Annotated in this window: 18 protein-coding genes; 10 read left to right on the plus strand and 8 right to left on the minus strand. The window is 46.2% G+C overall.

Translation table 11 applies throughout. From position 1 onward, the window contains the following. The first annotated feature begins 3 nt into the window (after positions 1-3). Together pstB and phoU are read left to right on the plus strand one after the other, a co-directional pair. Entirely contained in the window at positions 4-864 is an 861-nt protein-coding gene (gene pstB / locus AC6R1O_RS06445) for a phosphate ABC transporter ATP-binding protein PstB (protein ID WP_500629545.1), read from the plus strand. 9 nt (positions 865-873) lie between these two features. Then, positions 874-1,521, plus strand: a complete 648-nt coding sequence (gene phoU / locus AC6R1O_RS06450; RefSeq protein WP_263837494.1) for a phosphate signaling complex protein PhoU — start codon at positions 874-876, stop codon at positions 1,519-1,521. 113 nt (positions 1,522-1,634) lie between these two features. On the opposite strand, the gene AC6R1O_RS06455 is transcribed toward phoU, so the two are convergent. The 5 genes from AC6R1O_RS06455 to AC6R1O_RS06475 form a co-directional block, all read right to left on the minus strand. Then, positions 1,635-1,871 carry a thioredoxin family protein gene (locus AC6R1O_RS06455; protein ID WP_161441081.1) on the minus strand — a complete coding sequence of 79 codons (237 nt, stop codon included), beginning with the start codon at positions 1,869-1,871 and terminating at the stop codon, positions 1,635-1,637. Between the two features lie 9 nt (positions 1,872-1,880). Then, positions 1,881-2,885, minus strand: a complete 1,005-nt coding sequence (locus AC6R1O_RS06460; RefSeq protein WP_500629546.1) for a permease — start codon at positions 2,883-2,885, stop codon at positions 1,881-1,883. A 132-nt stretch (positions 2,886-3,017) separates the two neighbouring features. Continuing rightward, entirely contained in the window at positions 3,018-3,584 is a 567-nt protein-coding gene (locus tag AC6R1O_RS06465; protein ID WP_500629547.1) for a sigma-70 family RNA polymerase sigma factor, read from the minus strand. Next, entirely contained in the window at positions 3,577-4,641 is a 1,065-nt protein-coding gene (gene arsB, locus AC6R1O_RS06470; protein ID WP_500637415.1) for an ACR3 family arsenite efflux transporter, read from the minus strand. The genes AC6R1O_RS06465 and arsB overlap by 8 nt, the downstream gene beginning before the upstream one ends. Positions 4,642-4,686: 45 nt before the next feature. Further along, complete coding sequence (locus AC6R1O_RS06475) at positions 4,687-5,025, minus strand: metalloregulator ArsR/SmtB family transcription factor (protein WP_285357904.1); 339 nt, start codon at positions 5,023-5,025, stop codon at positions 4,687-4,689. Positions 5,026-5,631: 606 nt separating this feature from the next. Between AC6R1O_RS06475 and AC6R1O_RS06480 the strand changes: the two genes are divergently transcribed. Next, complete coding sequence (locus tag AC6R1O_RS06480; protein ID WP_500630734.1) at positions 5,632-6,453, plus strand: LuxR C-terminal-related transcriptional regulator; 822 nt, start codon at positions 5,632-5,634, stop codon at positions 6,451-6,453. Between the two features lie 81 nt (positions 6,454-6,534). Further along, positions 6,535-7,791 (plus strand): tyrosine--tRNA ligase, encoded by a 1,257-nt coding sequence (tyrS, locus tag AC6R1O_RS06485; RefSeq protein WP_500630733.1) that lies wholly within the window; start codon positions 6,535-6,537, stop codon positions 7,789-7,791. A gap of 400 nt (positions 7,792-8,191) precedes the next feature. On the opposite strand, the gene AC6R1O_RS06490 is transcribed toward tyrS, so the two are convergent. Then, complete coding sequence (locus AC6R1O_RS06490; RefSeq protein WP_500656721.1) at positions 8,192-9,385, minus strand: acetate/propionate family kinase; 1,194 nt, start codon at positions 9,383-9,385, stop codon at positions 8,192-8,194. Positions 9,386-9,761: 376 nt separating this feature from the next. Between AC6R1O_RS06490 and AC6R1O_RS06495 the strand changes: the two genes are divergently transcribed. The 5 genes from AC6R1O_RS06495 to AC6R1O_RS06515 all read left to right on the plus strand — a co-directional run bounded on the left by AC6R1O_RS06495 (position 9,762) and on the right by AC6R1O_RS06515 (position 14,748). Continuing rightward, a complete protein-coding gene (locus AC6R1O_RS06495) occupies positions 9,762-11,375 on the plus strand; it encodes a putative bifunctional diguanylate cyclase/phosphodiesterase (RefSeq protein WP_500656722.1) in 1,614 nt (537 codons plus the stop codon). A 365-nt stretch (positions 11,376-11,740) separates the two neighbouring features. Further along, positions 11,741-12,820, plus strand: a complete 1,080-nt coding sequence (locus AC6R1O_RS06500) for a porin (protein WP_500633633.1) — start codon at positions 11,741-11,743, stop codon at positions 12,818-12,820. Positions 12,821-12,990: 170 nt separating this feature from the next. After that, on the plus strand, positions 12,991-13,377 hold the full coding sequence (cueR, locus tag AC6R1O_RS06505) for a Cu(I)-responsive transcriptional regulator (RefSeq protein WP_500630730.1): 387 nt from the start codon (positions 12,991-12,993) through the stop codon (positions 13,375-13,377). 89 nt (positions 13,378-13,466) lie between these two features. Next, on the plus strand, positions 13,467-13,967 hold the full coding sequence (locus AC6R1O_RS06510; RefSeq protein ID WP_500630729.1) for an RNA-binding S4 domain-containing protein: 501 nt from the start codon (positions 13,467-13,469) through the stop codon (positions 13,965-13,967). 166 nt (positions 13,968-14,133) lie between these two features. Beyond that, on the plus strand, positions 14,134-14,748 hold the full coding sequence (locus AC6R1O_RS06515; RefSeq protein WP_487902300.1) for a response regulator: 615 nt from the start codon (positions 14,134-14,136) through the stop codon (positions 14,746-14,748). Positions 14,749-14,759: 11 nt separating this feature from the next. Here the strand turns inward: AC6R1O_RS06515 and AC6R1O_RS06520 are convergent, their stop codons facing one another. Then, positions 14,760-15,656, minus strand: coding sequence for a LysR family transcriptional regulator (locus AC6R1O_RS06520; protein WP_500630727.1), 897 nt, complete (start codon positions 15,654-15,656; stop codon positions 14,760-14,762). Between the two features lie 303 nt (positions 15,657-15,959). On the opposite strand from AC6R1O_RS06520, the gene AC6R1O_RS06525 reads away from it, so the two are divergent. Next, the gene (locus AC6R1O_RS06525) at positions 15,960-17,738 is read left to right on the plus strand and encodes an EAL domain-containing protein (RefSeq protein WP_500656723.1); all 1,779 of its coding nucleotides are present in this window, start codon (positions 15,960-15,962) and stop codon (positions 17,736-17,738) included. Positions 17,739-17,820: 82 nt separating this feature from the next. Here the strand turns inward: AC6R1O_RS06525 and AC6R1O_RS06530 are convergent. Next, the coding region (locus AC6R1O_RS06530; RefSeq protein ID WP_500656724.1) for an ABC transporter ATP-binding protein at positions 17,821-19,306 on the minus strand (1,486 nt) is incomplete at its 5' end.

Below are 19,306 nucleotides of genomic sequence, written 5' to 3' on the forward strand. Positions count from 1 at the left end.
ACAATGACGACACAAACCATTTCAACTTTCTCTAGCCAATCAGCGGCAACCGAGCAAGACAACGTGAAACGCAGCTCAACGATATCGGCTGCTTCCTCAGTGAAAGAGACGCTTCGTGCAGAAGTCAAAAACCTCAATTTCTGGTACGGCGGTAAGGTTCATGCTTTGCACAATGTCAATTTACCGATTGCGGATAAAAAGATCACCGCATTGATTGGCCCATCTGGCTGCGGCAAGAGTACACTGTTGCGCAGCTTTAACCGAATGCATGACCTCTATCCAGGCAATCGCTATGAAGGAGAAATCCTGTTGCATCCTGGTGCTCACAATCTGATTGATATGGATCCTGGCTTAGTCCGTTTAACGGTCGGCATGGTGTTCCAAAAGCCCAACCCTTTCCCGAAAAGCATTTATGAAAATGTGGTGGCTGGGCTGCGTATTCGCGGTGTCAGTAACAAAGCCGAGCTTGATGCTCGTGCAGAAGAGTCGCTACGAGGTGCAGCGATTTGGGATGAAGTCAAAGACAGACTTCACACCTCTGCCTATGGGTTATCTGGAGGGCAACAACAACGCCTTTGTATCGCGCGAGCATTAGCGCCAAAGCCAGATTTGTTGCTACTGGATGAGCCGACATCGGCATTAGATCCGATCGCAACAGCCAAGATTGAAGACCTACTGAGCGACTTGCACAAAGAGACTACGGTAGTCATGGTAACGCACAACATGCAACAAGCAGCGCGTATCTCTCACTATACCGCTTACATGCATATGGGCGAAATGGTCGAATTTGCGCCAACAGATACCTTGTTTACGTCACCAGCAAAAGAGAAGACTCGCGACTACATCACAGGCCGTTTTGGTTAGGAAGATAAAATGGAAAATCATACACTAAAGAAATTTGATCGTGACTTAGAACAGATAAAAACCGAACTCAATGAACTCGCCAGCATTGTGTTAAAAGAGTTCGAGCAAGCGATTGATGTCTTTGATAAACCTAATACTGAGCTAGCCGATAACATTGTTGCTCAAGACCGTATCGCCAACCAGTGCTTGAGTAACATCGAGCAACATGGAGCCAGAGTATTAGCTCGTCAACATGCCGTAGCCGATGACCTCCGCTTTATTCTCTCATCAATGCGCATCGCACCCAGGTTAGAACGTGTCGGTGATTATGCAAAATCGATGGCGGTAAAATCGAGTCAATTCAAGCAAGTTATTCCTGATGAACTTAATGAGATATTCCACCAGATGCATTTACACCTAGTGACAATGCTGCGTAGTGTCATTGAGGCATACAATACTAAAAATGCCACTCAGGCGAATGTTGTCTGGGAAGGCGATGATACGCTCGATGCCTATTATCGAGATGTATACACACTACTCATTCAGGGCTTTAACCAGCAAAACACTTCATCTCAACAACTGGTTGAACTGTTGTTCATTGCGAAAGGGCTAGAGCGAGCTGGCGATCATATCAGTGACATAGCCACAGATGTACAGTTTATGGTGAATGGCGCTTAAAAGCGCACTTTATGAGAGTCACGAAAGTTTAATGGTTCTATCAGTAGCTACCAATTATCTATCGCCTGTTTCTAAAGCCTTCCTTACGGAAGGCTTTTATCATTCATATTGTGTTAACGAGATAACCAATTAATCACGCTCTCGGAGCTTGGGATCCCACCTGCGTGAACCACTTCTTCATCCATGACAACGCCTGGTGTAGACATCACGCCATAATTCATGATCGTTTCAAGGTCGGTTACTTTTTCAACCGAAACATCAACGCCTTGCTCTGCCGCAACTTTCTCAATCAGTTTCGCGGTATTGACGCAGTTGGCACAACCTGACCCTAGTACTTTAAATGCTTTCATGTTTATCTCCTAAAATTGCCAGAACAGTAAGTTAAATATCCACCCCATAACAGTAAATGCTGTCAGCAGTAGACTAAAAAGAAGTCCCAGTAAGCGCCATTGCATCACTTGTTTTAGCATGACAAATTCAGGGACACTTGCAGCGACAGTGCTCATACAAAACGCTAATGTCGTACCAATGGGAAGACCATTTCTCAGTAAACTCTCCATGATAGGAATCACCCCCGTGGCATTGGAATACAAAGGGATACCAATTAAGACTGAAGCTGGAACCGACCACCACTGACCTGCGCCTAAGTGGGCTTCTATCCAGCCATCAGGTACAAAACCATGTAAGCCTGCACCTATACCCACGCCAATAAACACCCATTTCCAAACCCGACCGATGATTTCAACCATTTCTTGTTTGGCGAACTGATGTCGATACAAAAGCGTGATTGCAGACTCTTCGTTACTAACGTTCAGATTTCCCTGAGTATGCTGTTGGGCTTGGGCTTTCTGCATGGCTTTTGCTGCAAATGGCTGTAACCAACGCTCTGCTCCTATCAGATCCAGCAACCAGCCACTCAACATCCCGATAAGCATTCCAATCAGGACGTACATGATGGTGAATTTCCACCCAAGTAGGCTAAACAGAAGCAATACTGCGATTTCATTGATCAATGGCGAGGTAATCAAAAATGCCATGGTGATCCCAAGTGGGATACCTGCGGAGGTAAAGCCAAGAAAAACGGGAATGCTTGAACATGAGCAGAATGGGGTGATCGCCCCGAAAACACTTCCCGTCACATAGCCAAAAAGACGGCGCTTTCCCGCAAGATAGTGTCGTACTTTTTCAACATTTAAAGAAGCGCGGAACAAAGCAATGACATAAATCATGACGACCAGCAACGCCATGATTTTACTAGTGTCTTCTATAAAAAAATGAATAGTATCTGCCAGCTTAGTACCTTGCTGCATAGCAAATAACTGGTAGGTCATCCAATCAGCAAGATGGGTAAAGACTTCAAACATATCGGCTCCTTCAACCTCGTTATTTATTTCTTTTGTGACTAAGACGAAGTCGGTGCCGAAAGGATGCAAAGAATTTTATGAATATTTATTTTACAGGGGTGCTCTGATACTTAATTAGATTCAAGAAACGATCTATTCTCGAAAAAAGCAACAAACACGCTGTTGTTCGTCGAAACGTATATGACATTGCGTTTGCAAAACGTGTTTGAGTTTTTGTCTAGCACGCTGAATACGTGATTTGGTTGCCACTAAAGTGAGTCCATTTTGCTCGGAAAACTGCTCTTGAGTAAGACCTTGTAGGTCACACTGTTTGATAATTTCGCTTTCAGACGCAGTCAGTTTTGATAGCGCTTTAGGTAGACATTGCGCAAGGCTATCGACGGCGGGAAGTTCATGTTTTTCCCATATCGGCTCATTATCTCTCAGATCCTGGACTTGTTCTTGATTCGCCTTACGTTGCTTATCAATGAGCATATTCCGCGCTACCCGATATAGCCACGCTCTTTGGTTTTGAATATCGCAAAACGCTTGCTTCTGCTTTAACGCCTTCAAGAAGGTATCTTGTAGTAAATCAAAGCTCAGCTCAGGATCACCTGTTTGCTTAAGCAACCAGTAGTAAAGCTCGGACTCGGAAAGATGCCATGTCTCAATGAGACATGGCACTGCTGAAGTTTGTTTCGAAATACTGCTCTTAGGCATAATATTTACGCTTCATTCTCAAGGCGACGTTAACCAACGCGATTAAGACAGGCACCTCTACCAAAGGTCCAATCACACCCGCAAATGCTTGGTCAGAGTTTAATCCAAATACAGCGATTGATACGGCGATAGCTAGCTCGAAGTTGTTACCAGATGAAGTAAAGGCGATGGATGCATTTTGGTCGTAAGGAATACCCATACGCTTCCCAATGTAAAAGCTCACAAAAAACATCACCATAAAATAGATGATAAGTGGTACTGCAATACGGAATACATCCATCGGTAACTCAATGATCATTTCACCTTTCAGGCTAAACATCAAAACGATGGTTGCCAAAAGCGCAATCAGGGTAATTGGCGAAATACGAGGGATGAAGACTTCGTTATACCACTGTTCACCTTTTGCTGAGACCAATAGCTTACGGCTTAGGAACCCTGCTAAGAAAGGGATGCCTAAATAAATTAAGACGCTTTGTGCAATATCCCAGATAGTGATGTCAACAACGAAACTTTCAAGACCAAAGTAAGGGGGTAAAACAGTAATAAACAGCCATGCCATAAAACTGTACGTGACAATCTGAAACGCGCTATTTAAGGCAACTAAGGTTGCTCCGTACTCTTTGTTTCCGCCGCTGATGTCATTCCAAACCAACACCATTGCGATGCATCGAGCAAGGCCAATCAGAATAAGTCCCACCATATAGCCAGGTTGATCACGTAAGAAAATGATGGCCAAGATGAACATCAAAATCGGTCCCACGAGCCAGTTCATCACTAAAGAAAGCGTTATCGCGCGTTTATCACGAGTTACCTCACCTAAAAGGCTATAGTTCACTTTCGCCAATGGCGGGTACATCATTAAGATGAGGCCAATAGCAAGTGGGATATTGGTTGAACCAACAGATAGGCTTTCGTTCCACTGAGCGACTTGAGGAAATAACACGCCAATCCCGACACCAACTGCCATTGCAAGAAAAATCCATACGGTTAAGTATCGATCAAGAAAACTCATTTTTTCAGATGCGCTGGTTTCGACACAGCTTGAGACATTACTCATACAAACCTCTTTCATTTAAAATTGATAAACCAACGGAATAGAGCATTATTCGTTCACAACATTCGTACATGATTTGCCTTTGATGAACTGCAACTCTGACTCGATAAATGTCAAATTATGCTTAAGGGTGATCTCCAGCACTTGCTTGACCCAAGGAGCTAACACGGGGTTGATTTGGTAGTAAACCCACTTACCACGTCGCTCATCCAGAACAAGCTCGTGTTTTCGCAATTCGGCAAGATGCCGAGAGACTTTGGGTTGACTGAGATTTAGCGCTTCCATGAGATCACAGACACACAACTCGCCTTGCTTCTGCATCAACAGCAGAGACTTAAGCCGAGTTTCTTCAGAAAGTGCTTTGTAAAGAAGGATTGGATCAAACATAGGAACCATTCAATGCCATAAAACATATGAAATATCATATATCTTATCTTTCATATATGTCAATTTTCCAATTAAACAGTGCTTCTGAGAGATAAGTTAGATTAGGAAAAGTAAGTCGATAACTATGAGAAATTAGCGTCTTAATATTGAGACCAAATTGGAATGAGGCAAAACAAGTCAACACGAACCTTGCAGACTTAAGGACATAAAATGAACTACAGAAGTCAATAGAGCGAGTAATGGAGGTGCCGTCATGCGCTGCTTTGCGATGGTCTATCCAACATATGAGCACAAAAAAAGCGAGCACAAAGCTCGCTTCTATCTATTTGATTTTAAATAAAATTAAAGCAATTCAACCGACTGTTGGGCAATCACAAATTCTTCGTTGGTTGGGTTTCTATTAGTATCGCATCTACTAACAGGGATTGGACATAAACGCGTTACGAACCATAACACACTATAATTTTTTGGATTACCTCAAGTATTGCAACCATACACTCAGAATGACATGAAGGGGGCCAAATTCAATTGTCCAATACAGATAACTTTGGGGTAACAGCCTGTTGCGTTATGCTTATCCCAATCTTTATTGACTCGCGAATCCCCATGCCTAACGACGCATTCAACACTCAACTTGCAGAGACAATTTCTGCTCTTAACTCACCAAGCTTTACGCCTAAACTGATGCGCGTTATTGCTTCGTTATTGAGTTTTGATTGCGCGGTGATCCTCGGCTACCGCGAAGGCAAACACCCTATCTACTTGTATGATTCGATTGAAAATGAACGCGAGCTTTTGTTCCAGCGTTATCTCACCACCTCTTTTCAAAACGACCCGTTTTACCAGAAGCTTAACGCCAACAAAGAGCAAGGCATCTTCACGCTCAAAGATGTCGTAGGTAAAGACGTCGCGCGCAACGATCTCGATTACCAAGTCTACTGTGAGCAGTTTTACCATCAAACGGGCTGGAAGGATGAACTTAGTATGCTGATCGAAATCGAGCCGACACGTTGGGTGATGCTCTACTTCGGTTTTATGCAGGACGATAAGCGCTTCACCAAGGCTCAAGTCACCAAGCTCAAATCTTACTTCGCGATTATTCAGTCTTTGTGCCAACAGCACTGGAAACAAACCGAGTTTACACTCGCCGAACCAGTCTTCAGCCCTAACGTCTATTCAGGACAAATGCGTGCCGCGATTGAATCCGCACTGGCATCGTTTGGCCAAACCGTCCTCACTAATCGAGAACAAGAAATCGCGGCATTGATCGCGCAAGGCTATGACAGCAAAGAGATTGCAACGCAGCTAGATGTGGCTGAGGGCACCGTTAAGAACCACCGTAAACGCATCTACGCACAACTGAATGTGGCGTCGTTGAGCGAGTTCTTTCAGCTGTTTCTTAACCACCTGATCACTCAATCAAGATAACAAACTGTCCCTTTAGGGATATATCTCGATTCCGCATCGCCTTTTAATCTGAATACAACCAAACCAGATAAAGATAAGACGATGACACTGATTGAAGATTTACAAGCTCGCGGCTTGATTGCCCAAGCGAGCGATTTAGACCAAGTTCAACAACTGCTTTCTACGCCACAAACCTTGTACTGCGGTTTCGATCCAACCGCAGGTAGCCTGCACATTGGCCACCTTGTACCACTAATTATGCTCAAGCGCTTTCAAGACGCTGGACATCAAGCCATTGCTCTGATTGGTGGTGCAACGGGTATGATCGGTGACCCGAGCTTTAAAGCCACTGAGCGGAGCTTAAACTCAGAAGAAACCGTAACGGGCTGGGTACAAGATCTGTCGAATCAAATTCAACAGTTGATTAATAACCAAGTCAGCAAGCCAATGATCATGGTAAATAACGCAGATTGGGTGAAGAAGATTAACGTGATCGACTTCTTCCGCGACGTAGGTAAGCATTTTTCCGTAAATACCATGATCAGCCGAGAGTCGGTGAAGCTACGTTTACAACGTCCAGATCAAGGCATCTCATTTACCGAGTTCAGTTACGCACTGCTGCAATCTTACGACTTCGCAGAACTAAACCGTCAGTACGGCTGCCGCCTACAAATCGGTGGCAATGACCAATGGGGCAACATTGTTAGCGGCATTGACCTTACTCGCCGTCAAAATGGTGAGCAGGTCTTCGGTCTAACCTTACCTTTGATCACCAAATCTGACGGCACTAAATTTGGTAAAACCGAAGGTGGCGCAGTGTGGTTAGATCCAAGTAAGACCTCGCCTTACGCTTTCTACCAATTCTGGTTATCCGCGGAAGATGCCGATGTTTACCACTTCCTGCGCTACTATACCTTCTTGAGTTGCGATGAGATTGCTGCAATTGAAGCACAAGACAAAGAGAGCAAAGGCAAACCACAAGCACAGCGTATCCTAGCTGAGCAAATGACGCGTTTTGTCCACGGTGAAGAAGGCTTAGCAAGTGCAGAGCGAATCACTCAAGCGCTATTTAGCGGCAATGTGCAGCAGCTAAGTTTGAGCGAGCTAAAACAGTTGGAACTCGATGGCTTGCCCAATATGCAAAGTGCTGAGCGAGACTTGTTAGAGCTTCTGGTTGAGTCAGGCTTAGCCAAATCAAAACGCATTGCCCGTGAACTGATTGGCAGCAACGCCATCAGTGTGAATGGCGAGAAAGTTGATGCAGAAAACCCAAACTTGAACTTCCCGCTGTTCGACCAGTACTGGTTACTTCAACGCGGTAAAAAGCACTTTTACTTGGTGAGACGTATAGTGGGTTAACACACTTCAGTTAGGGGCACACCGTACCTCAAATCATTATTTGCCATTGAACATTGCAATGGCAAAATGATGACGCTGATAATTTAGTGATATTTGCAGGTCTAATATTGCACAGCAGTTTATAGTGGCTTAGCAAATTTAGTTGGAGATCTAGGCATAAGGAAGAGTATATCAAATTACGCTTTAGAGAACCAAGTAGCTAAACGCTCGCAACACAGATAGGGGCAAAAACAAGTCAACACGAACCTTGCAGACTTAAGGACATAAAATGAACTACAGAAGCCAATAGAGCGAGTAATGGAGGTGCCGTCATGCGCTGCTTTTCGATGGTCTATCCAACATATGAGCACAAAAAAAGCGAGCACAAAGCTCGCTTCTATCTATTTGATTTTAAATGTAATTAAAGCAATTCAACCGACTGTTGGGCAATCACAAATTCTTCATTAGTTGGAATCACTAGGGCAAGTGCGTTAAGCAGCTCAGACTTACCAATGATACCCTCGCTGCCAAAGCGTGCGTCTTCGTTACCCTTCACATCTTCGACAAAGCCAAGTAGACCTAGGTTGTTTAAGATCTCACGGCGGATATCCAGCGCGTTTTCACCGATACCACCGGTGAAAATGACCGCATCTAGGCGATCGAGAGGGATCAGGTATGAACCGATGTATTTGGCAACGCGGTAAGTGAATACCTCGAATGCCAATTTCGCGCCTTCGTGTCCCTCTTCCATTGCTTGAAGAATACCGCGCGCGTCAGAAGTGACACCCGATACGCCCAAGAAGCCTGATTTTTTGTTGAGCGTTTCAAAGACTTGCTCTTGGGTCCAACCTTTTTTCATCAGGAACTCGATGATACCTGGGTCTAGGTCACCGGAACGTGTACCCATCATAAGGCCCGCTAGCGGAGTGAAACCCATTGAAGTATCGACTGATTGACCATCTTTGATAGCACACACAGACGCGCCGTTACCCAGGTGAACGGTGATGAAGCTGCACGACTCGACGGGTTTATCCAGCATTTTTGCCGCTTCGCGGCTAACGAAGTAGTGACTCGTACCGTGGAAGCCGTAGCGACGAATACCGTATTGTTTGTACAATTCGTTAGAAATCGCGCCTGTAAAGGCTTTTTGTGGCATGGTTTGGTGGAAAGCAGTATCGAACACGGCAAACTGTGGCAGTGCCGGGAAAGCGTCCATCGCCGCTTTGATGCCTTTCGCGCCAGCAGGGTTGTGCAGTGGAGCAAGATCAGAAAGGTTTTCGATCTCTGCCAGCACGTTAGCATCGATACGAACCGTTGAGGTGAATTTCTCACCACCATGAACAATGCGGTGACCCACAGCGACCAAATCTTTGTCCAGACCTAGCGACTCAATGAGTAATACAATACGATTAATTGCATGCTGATGATGGTTGTCTGGCGCGTCAATCGCTTCTTCTATTTTCTCGCCATTAAACTTCCAACTGATGGTCGCTTCGGGCATTCCAAAGCATTCACCCAAACCGGAAACGATTGCGTCACCAGTGGCAGAATCAATCACTGCGAATTTTAGTGAAGAACTGCCAGAGTTAATCACTAGAACGTACGAATTAGACATGGGGGAGAGTTCCTGTTTCAACGTGAGTGGGGAAAGCCGTCTGCTTCATCTACTTAAAATCATTATTCAATATTTTTTTAATCTTTCAACTAATTTTATCAACATTAAACAAATCAGATAAAATTTATTGATCTGCCGCAAAGTCTGAATTTTTTCTTAGCTAAAAATTAATACAAATTGTCACCGACTTTAGGCTCTATAGAGTGTTCTTATCTGACAAAAGGCAAGCGTAAACCCTAAATGTTGCAAACATCGGATGAGACGCTGTTTGGTATTCCCGCGAGAACATGCCTACACTTTAAAAAGCAGTGTTCAGTCAATTGCGTACCCGTGAAGCTGCCCTACTTTGCTGTTAATCCGCTGATGAGAGATAAATGTGTCAACCATTGCGATAAGCTTTATTGCCCTTGGCATTCTCCTACTCGCCGCTAGCCTTGCGACCGCGCGTGAGATCTGCAACAACACTCGCTACATTGGTTGGCGGTTGCTGACATTACTGATCTTTCTTTTTATCGCTGGCTACAGTGCCATTTTCCTTATTTTGCTTAATGACAGTGATGTCGGTCATGTGATGTTTGCACTCAGCAGCATTCTTTTTGCCGGCAGTGTGTTCGTCTTTATGGTGACGCGTTTTAGCTTAAGCAGTATTTCTCGCCTAAAGGATTTAGCCGAGCAAGAGAAATACAACTCACTGCATGACTCGCTCACCGGGTTGCCCAATCGCAAATACTGCATCGACGCCTTAGATGAGTACATTGTCAACGGGCGCACTTTTCAGTTTCTGCTGCTCGATATTGTCAACTTCAAACAAGTCAATGACGGCATGGGCCATTTTTGTGGTGATCAACTCTTGATTCAAATCGGTCACAGATTGAGTGCCTTGATGGGTCAAGATGCGATGTTGGCGCGTCTTGGTGGTGATGAATTTGCGGTGATTGCCAAGCTAGAGCATCGAACAGAAGGGCTTAAATTGGCCAAGAAGATCAACAAAGCGTTGAGCCAACCCTTTCTGCTCGAAGGGTTTGAGCTGACAAGCAGCGCGGCGATTGGCATTAGCCGCTTTCCCGATCATGGGCTGAGCGCCGAAGCGCTGATGAAATCCGCTGATATGGCGATGTATTGGGCGAAAAATAACGGCAGCCTCATTGCCCATTATGATGAGCGCATGTACCAAGGGGCGAAACAAAAGCTGCAGATCTCACGTCAGATTGATGCGGCACTCGAAACCAACGAGTTCCAAATTTTCTATCAACCGATCATCAATAGTAAAAAAGAGGCGGTGTGTGGTTATGAAGCCCTGATTCGTTGGATAAAAGATGACGGTACGGTGATTAGCCCCGTTGACTTTATCCCGATTGCCGAGCGGAGCCACAAAATCGTTTCAATCACCAATTGGGTGCTAAAACGAGTGACGCGGGATATTGCGCAATTTCAGCAAAGTGGCATTCATTATCCTGTTCACATTAACCTGTCCGCCAAAGATTTGATGGGCCAAGGTTTGGTCAATCAACTGCGTGAATTGGTTGACGAACACCCGGCGATTACCGATTACATCGTACTGGAAATAACGGAAAGTACCGCCATCAACCGTTTGCACAGCCCAGAGAAACTGCTCTCTTCGATTCGGGCGTTAGGGTTCAAAATCAGCTTGGATGACTTTGGTACCGGCTACTCTTCTCTCTCTTTATTGCGTGACTTGCCCGTCGATCAAATCAAAATCGACCGCTCTTTTTTGTATCAACTGGACACCAATGATCGCAACGACTCTATTGTCGCCAACGCCATCACCTTGGCGCACGGCTTAGGGTATACCGTGGTTGCCGAGGGCGTGGAAGATCAATCGGTGCTTCGCACACTGAAAGGCTATGGCTGCGACTATATCCAAGGGTATTACTACAGCCCAGCCATGGCGCTTGACCAAGCCATTCGTTGGACTCATGACCACACGACTCAGACAGCGGCCCCACTCACTCAATCCCATAGCCTCTAAGCAAGGGGCTCAAACCACCGTTCAAAAAGTTATGTTTGTAGAAATTGACAGGTACAACCAGTTAGCTAAAGGTAAAATTTCGCACCCACTCATTCGCGACCTATATAAGAGCAAAAAAGCACAAAACCCACCATATTCACCTTCGCCTAAAAACATTCTAAAAATAACCAATAAAAAATATAAAAACACAAAACACTACCTGTAACCTGCTGTTTTTGTTTGTTATTTCAAATATCTAACGTTTTATCATGTTTTTGAGAGCTTCATCGAACTTTCAAGATAAAGTGCATCCCACGTAATCAAACGTGATAACCCGCTCATTTCGTTACGTTTATCGAATGGGCTGATTCAATATGGACTTTATGATGAAAAAAACGATTCTTGCAGTAGCCATTGCCTCTCTTTCTTCAACAGCAATGGCGGTTGAGCTTTACAACAACGACGGTACGACTTTCGCCGTTGGCGGTCACGTATCAGTTAACCTAAACGGTTCTGAGCAAGGCGACACTGGCGTTGGCTCGAACTCTCCACGCATCAACTTCACCGCCACTCAAGACCTAGGCAACGGCTTCACAGCTGACGCTCGCGGCGAATGGCAACTGAACTACCTAGACGGCGGTGACAACACTTTCACAACTCGTCTTGGTTACGTTGGTTTAACTCATGAAGATTTCGGCCGCGCAGTCGCAGGTACTCAGTGGGCACCTTACTACGACGTAGCGGGCGTAGCAGATATGCCAATCGCGTTTGCTAACGACTTTATCTACGACAACCACGGTGCATTTGGTACGGGTCGTGGCGAGAACATGATCTCTTACCGTAATGGCGTTGAGCTAGGTGAAGCTGGCGCACTAGACTTTGGTTTCGCGTGGCAAGGTCAACAAAGTGATGAGCTAGAAAACATTGGTGCATTAAACTTTGAATATGATGTAAAAGACCGTGTTCAAGCAACGGCTTCATACTCAATCATGGGCGCTAAGCTAGGTTATGCTTACAATACTGGTGAGATCAAAAACGCGACATTTGGTAAAGGCGATGCGACTTCTCATGTAGTTTCTGCTGCATACGGTTCATATGGTAAAGGCCTGTACCTTGCTGGTGTCTACGCTTCAAACGAAAATATGAACAGTGTTGGCAGAACCGCTGGTACTGTGAAGTCTAGCCGTCTATTGGAAGAATCGACTGCTTACGAATTCCTAGCAGCATACGCACTACCAAATAGCCTAAACTTCAGCATCAACTACGAAATGGTTGAAGGCAAGCAATTCAAATCAACGTCTACTAAAGAAACTACTCGCGAAGAGATGGCTCTACAAGTTGAATACAACTTCAAGCCGAACTTCGTAGGTTACACTGCTTACCAGTTCGACCTAAACGACAAACCACAAAACGTGAAAGTTGAAACTAACGACATGTGGGTTATCGGCGCACGTATCTACCTATAAGTTCTAGGTAAACGACTGTCCTTATTTGCTGGCGAATATTGCTAGCTATGCTCACCCCTTTCGGGGTGAGCTTTTTCGTTTTGGGCCCAAGATATTTTGGGCACTAGATAAGTGCATCAGCGATCATTTCGTAGTACAACATAGCCAAACATGAGACGAAAGGAGAGCGCATGAACATTGGCAGCGTCGCAGAACTGACTGGCCTATCCAGCAAGTCTATCCGCCTGTATGAGGAAAAAGGCCTCATTACCCCGCCAAGTCGCAGTGATTCCGGCTATCGGGAGTATGGCGAGCAACAGGTTCAAGAGCTGAACTTAATCTCGAGAGCCAAAAACGCCGGTTTCTCTTTGCAAGAATGTAAGGAGTTCGTCCAACTGGCGCACAACCCGCAGCGTAAAAGCAGTGAAGTGAAAGCCAGAGCACAAGTCAAACTGGATGAAGTGCAAAACAAGATTCGCCAGTTGCAAGAGATTGAAAAGCAGCTCAAAGAGTGGGTCGCCGCTTGCCCAGGCGATGCAAGTAGTGAGTGCCCGATCATTAAAGATTTAACGCAATAGATTGCATCTTTGGTCGATGCCAGTACACTGCGCGGCACGATTATAGTAATGCAAGAAACGTTTAGCATCAGGATTTGTGAGAACCCGTTATGTCTGAGTATGAGTCAGAAGAGATTGAAATTGAAGCGATCGGTATTGAAATCGACTCGCAACCTATTGAGCTTTATAAAATCTTTAAAATCGCCAATCTCGTCAGTGGTGGCGGTGAAGCCAAGCACATTATCTCTGAAGGCTATGTCGCGGTGAATGGTGAAATAGAAACGCGCAAACGCCGTAAGATCATGGACGGCGATTTGATTGAGTTCAACCAGCAGTACTACATCATCATTTGTGCCGATGGTGAAAGCAGCGGTGTCAACGACTACTACTACGCTGATGACACTGGCGAAGAGCACGACATCGAGAATCCGGTGGATGCCACGCAGCCAAGCGCACTGGAACTTGAGGAAGAGAAGTCCGTAGCCTCGACTCGGGCGCCTGAGCAGAGCCCTTCGCACAAGCCCGAACCAGCGAGCGCACAAACATCATCGACACCCGATAAGCCAACACCAAGCAAAAGTGGCGGACGTAAGTCGATCGACTTCTTCTAAGAGATTGATATGGTCGGCATGTTGACCCCGTTGACATGCCGCTGACTGACTTTCCGAAACGGAAATTCCTCTTTTCCACACCGTCTTTCAGATTTGGATTACATTAACGCCATCGATTAGTGCATGGATGCGTTTCACGTAAATCAATAAGAGAGATAAAAGAAAGATGAACGCACAGCTCAACACACCGTTTACCACACTCATCATCGACCGTCAGCCCATGTTTCAAGAAGCCCTTACTCAGGTCATTGAGACACTTTTTCCGAATGCGCAGGTGGAAGCGACCAGCTCATCACTCAGCGCACTGCAATATTTGCGTCAACACCCCTGTCATTTGGTGGTGCTTGATGTTGAACTCGACAACTCTGACGGTTTTGAATTTGTGCGCCGCGCCCGAGCTCGCGGTTACACAGGCAAAATTGTTTTTGTCTCAGGCCACCATCACCCACTCTATTCCGATACTGCGCATAAAATTGGCGCCAATGGGTTTGTGTTAAAAACAGAATCGACCACCACCATTGCCGAATCGATCAATAGCGTGGTGCGTGGCTACTTGGTTTTCAAGCAAGACGCTGAGCAAAGTGCAAAACATCCGGCGCTTTCAAGTCGAGAAACCATCGTTCTCAACTACTTGATTCAAGGCTACTCGAACAAGCGGATTTCTGAGCTGCTCTCTTTGAGCTCGAAAACCATCAGCACCTATAAGACCCGCATTCTCGATAAATACCAAGTTGAGTCCATCATCGAGTTGACTCGTCTGCAAAGTCAGCTCGCCGCCTAAGTACGATAGATTTAACCGGAGAACACGTGCTGCTTGAGTTTACTCACCAGCAGATCGTGTAATGGGCTCCCTCGATTCTTTAAGCGAGATATGCTGACAATCGGGGGCAGCGGCGTTCCCATTAGGCTATCAGGGAGCACTGTCACCGCCAGATTTGGCCGCTTGGTCAGCGCGGGAAGCTTAGGTAAGAAAGCGGCGCACTCGATCTCATCAAGTACCTCAAACAAACAGGTCATATTGTCTACGGTCGCGATGTCATTAATGGCAATGCCGCGCTCTGCCAATGCCACTTTGGTGGCGGCTTTCGAATGCTGCCACCCTTTCATTTCCATTAATACAAACGGCATCGCAAGCAAATCGTCTAGAGTTCGCCCAGCATAGCGCTTGGCGCAGATAATACTGGCATCACACTGCCCGAGCCTGTGCTGGTAGAGGTTCTTCGTCAAGTCACCGTTAAAGTATTGAACGCCAATATCGACTTTATCATCAAGAATGTGGCTGACCGAATAGTCATTCCAAGTGGTGATATCAATCGGCGCGCGTGGGAACGTGTCTAGCAAGTCAATCAGAAGATCTTTACCTACCAAATATTGCACCACGCTCGGCAAAGCGATTTTTATCGGCTTTTGATACAACTGAGGTTCAAAGGTTTTGTCTTGTACCGAATATTGGATAAGCTCCAATCCTTGCTCAACACCAGGCAAAAGCTTGAGCGTGAACTCAGTGGGCTCAAACTCGTGTGCTCCTCTGACAAATAAAGGGTCACCAAGCTGCTCTCGCAACTTAGCGAGATGCTTACTGACCGCACTTTCAGTTTTTCCCAACTCTTTTGCGACCGGTTTTAACTGCTTATGTTTCGCCAACAGCAGCAATACTTTAAGTAAATTGAGATCAAGCTGAGACTTCATAATAAGAGACGAGTTTGATAGTTTTGGATAATGCCACCGTAGCACAATCCACTATACTCGCCAATGCGCAGCGCCTTAGGTGATTCTCTTCACACATTCATCAATATTATTGAATGCTCACTCAATAATATTGTCTATTCACTGCATCTATATCAAAATTAATAGAGAATCGTTATCAGTTAACGCGCTTATTGTTGGCAGTAGCATCAAATGTATGAAACAATGTTCAAAATTTTTGCTTAACACAGATAACCACAATAAAATCAATGATTAAGCAATCTAAGGCTAGGTCTTTATTTCGATATGTCTAAGTACACCATTCACAGTCTGTTTGATACGCTCAAAGCTGCAGAAGAGGCTGAAAGCGGCGGTGCGGTAGAGTCGATTGCCCATAACGCTGAGCATCCTCTCTCTGGCGCTCAGCTCGACGGCCTAATGGACAACCACTTTAAGCACATGTTTGATGTGTTTAATGACGGTATCTTTTATATGTCCGACAATGAACATGTCTGCTTTTATAGCCCCGCCTTTTATCGCCGATTTGGCATCAATACCGGCCATTCTTGTTTGAACGAGTGGCTGAAACTGGTGCATCCGTTGGACAGAGAAATGCTCGATGGTCGCGTCGATGAGCACATCGCGCAAGACAACCTCAAAATGACCACGCAATATCGTATTCGCGCCACCACCGGCGACTACGTTTGGCTAGAAGCGACGTCTATCACCAAAACCATCAACGGTAAGCGTTTTATGGTTGGGTGCCACAAAGACATCTCACAACAAAAAGATATGGAAGCGTTTTTACGTCACACGTCGCTGTTTGATATTCCGACTGGTCTTGCCAACGAGCAAAAATTGACCCTCGATCTCAACCAGCTGACCGCGCCGGTGAGCGAACAGTATCATCTACTGAATATCCATGTTAGCGATCTGCGTACCTACCTTAGCCTGTATGGCTCACAGAGTATGCGCGATGTGCTCAATCACCTGTTGATCAGCCTAAAAACACTGCCTGATGTGTTGGTGGATATTTACCGTATTCGCTCTGATGACTTTGTGATTCTATGTCAAGGTGACTACACCACCGCTGCACTGAACGATCTCGCCCAGCGCATTATTACGCAGTACCAAAATGCGCTCAACGAACAGGGCGTGTTGTACGGCCGTGATATGGTGATAGGCATCTACCCTAACTTCCCTACCGATGCCGCGCCAGAAGATACCCTTAAAATCGCTGCGCGTACCTGCCACTTTGCAGTGGAACAAGGTGACGGAATCATCAGCGTTTATGATGACAAAACCAAAGATAAGGTCGATCGCCACTTCTACATCGAACGTGAACTTGGTGAGGCAATTCAAGGCGAAACGCTGAACGTGAAGTTTCAGCCTATTATTTGTACCCAGCAAAACCGCGTGGCCAGCTTTGAAGCACTCGTACGCTGGAAAAGCCGCGAGATGGGGGAAATTTACCCCGACGAGTTTATAGCGCTAGCGGAAAAGAAAGGCTTAGTGTCTGAATTGGGCTACTTTGTGTTTGCCAAAGCCTGCGAGTTCATCAAAGCCTACTCACAGCAACATCAATCGAGCGTTCGGGTGAATATCAACGTATCCGTATTGCAGTTGCTGCAACAGGATTTTCCGAAAAAAATTAAAGCCATGGCAGACCACTACGGCGTGCCTACGAGCAGTATTGTGCTAGAGCTGACAGAAACCATCATCCTTGATGGCAATCAGAGTGCTTTTGACCAACTCTACCGCCTCAATGGTTATGGTTTCTTACTCTCGTTAGACGATTTCGGATCCGGCTACAGCTCTCTCAATAGTTTTTTTGACCTGCCGCTAAAACAGATCAAAGTCGACAAATCCATCGCGTGGCGCTCGCTGCAAAACCCCGCTACCTTCGAGTATCTCGCCTTCATCACTAAGTTGTGCAAAAGCTACAGCGTCGATATTGTCATTGAGGGAATAGAGAGCGCCGAAATGCAGCGAATCTTCACAGATATGGGCGCGTCCTACTTGCAAGGATATTGGTTTTCAAAACCGCTCTCTCTGGCAAGCGCCAGCCGCTACACCACCATTTAATCGCGACAGGGCGATACTACACCGTTTGGCCAGCCCACTGATACTGGCCCCAATAGCTTGCTATATAAAACACGCTGACTCGCTAAAACGACGACAGCGAGACCAGCTCCTGCGTATAAGGGTGAGCGGGAGAGGTAAACAGCTGCTGCGTCTCCCCTTGATCGACAATCTGCCCCTGTTTCATCACTATGGTGTAATGGCATAACGATTTCACGACATTGAGATCGTGGCTAATGAACAAATAGCTTAGCTGATACTTCTCTTGCAACGATTTGAGCAAATCGAGCACTTGAGCTTGCACGGTTCTATCGAGTGACGAGGTCGGCTCATCAAGCAAAATGAATTCTGGCTTGAGCACCAACGCTCGAGCGATGGCGATGCGCTGACGCTGCCCACCGGAAAACTCATTGGGATAACGGTGACGAGTGTTCGGATCCAAATCCACTTCTTTCATCACTTCGCAGATTTGTTCATCGATCTCTTCATCACTCCATTGCTTGTGCACGCGCAGGCCTTCCCCAATCACCTCAGCCACCGACATTCTGGGGTTAAGCGCAGAGAATGGGTCTTGAAACACCACTTGCATTTTGCTGCGAAACGGCAGCATACCCGCGCGATCGAGCGTGTCCAATGCGTGTCCTTGATACTTAATCTGCCCTTGAAAGTGGACCAGTTTGAGAATCGCCATACCTGTGGTCGATTTCCCCGAGCCACTCTCGCCAACCAATCCAATGGAGTGACCTTTGCGTAAAGTAAAGCTCATCTCTGTCACGGCTTTCACGTGATCCACCACCCGCTTAAACAGACCACCCGTGATGGGAAACCACACTTTCAACTGATCCACTGTCAACAAAGCGGGCGAGTCAGGTTCAACCGGAACAGGTAAGCCTCTCGGGTCTGAGTGAATCAGCTTTTGCGTGTAGGGGTGGGTCGGGTTTTGAAAGATCGCTTTGCACTCCCCTGTCTCGACTAAATGTCCGTGTTGCATGACGGCCACTCGGTCCGCAATACGGCGAACGATACTCAGATCATGAGTGATAAACAGCATCGCCATGCCCATCTCTTGTTGCAGCGCTTTGAGCAGATCCAGAATTTGCGCTTGGACAGAGACATCGAGCGCTGTCGTCGGCTCATCGGCAATCAGCAGCTCAGGCTCATTAATTAAAGCCATCGCAATCATCACGCGCTGACGTTCTCCCCCCGACAACTCATGCGGATAGGCCTGTATTTTTTGCTCAGGATGACGAATTCCGACTTTTCCTAGCCACTCAATGGCTCGCTGTTGCGCTTGAGCCGTACGCATGCCACGGTGAATCGCCAAGGTCTCGACCAGTTGTTTGCCCACCTTATGCAGCGGATTTAACGACACCATAGGCTCTTGGAAAATCATCCCAATTCGACCGCCGCGAATACCGCGTAACTGACGCTCTGAACAACTGAGCATGTCAATGCCATCAAACTGAATGCGGCCTTCCAGATAATGGGCTGAACCTTTTGGCAACAGCTTGAGAATCGAATTGGCTGTCACCGACTTACCTGAACCGCTTTCGCCGACCAAGGCGAGCGTC

It is taken from the genome of Vibrio sp. R11-SG3-ISO3-SZ, assembly GCF_059834345.1.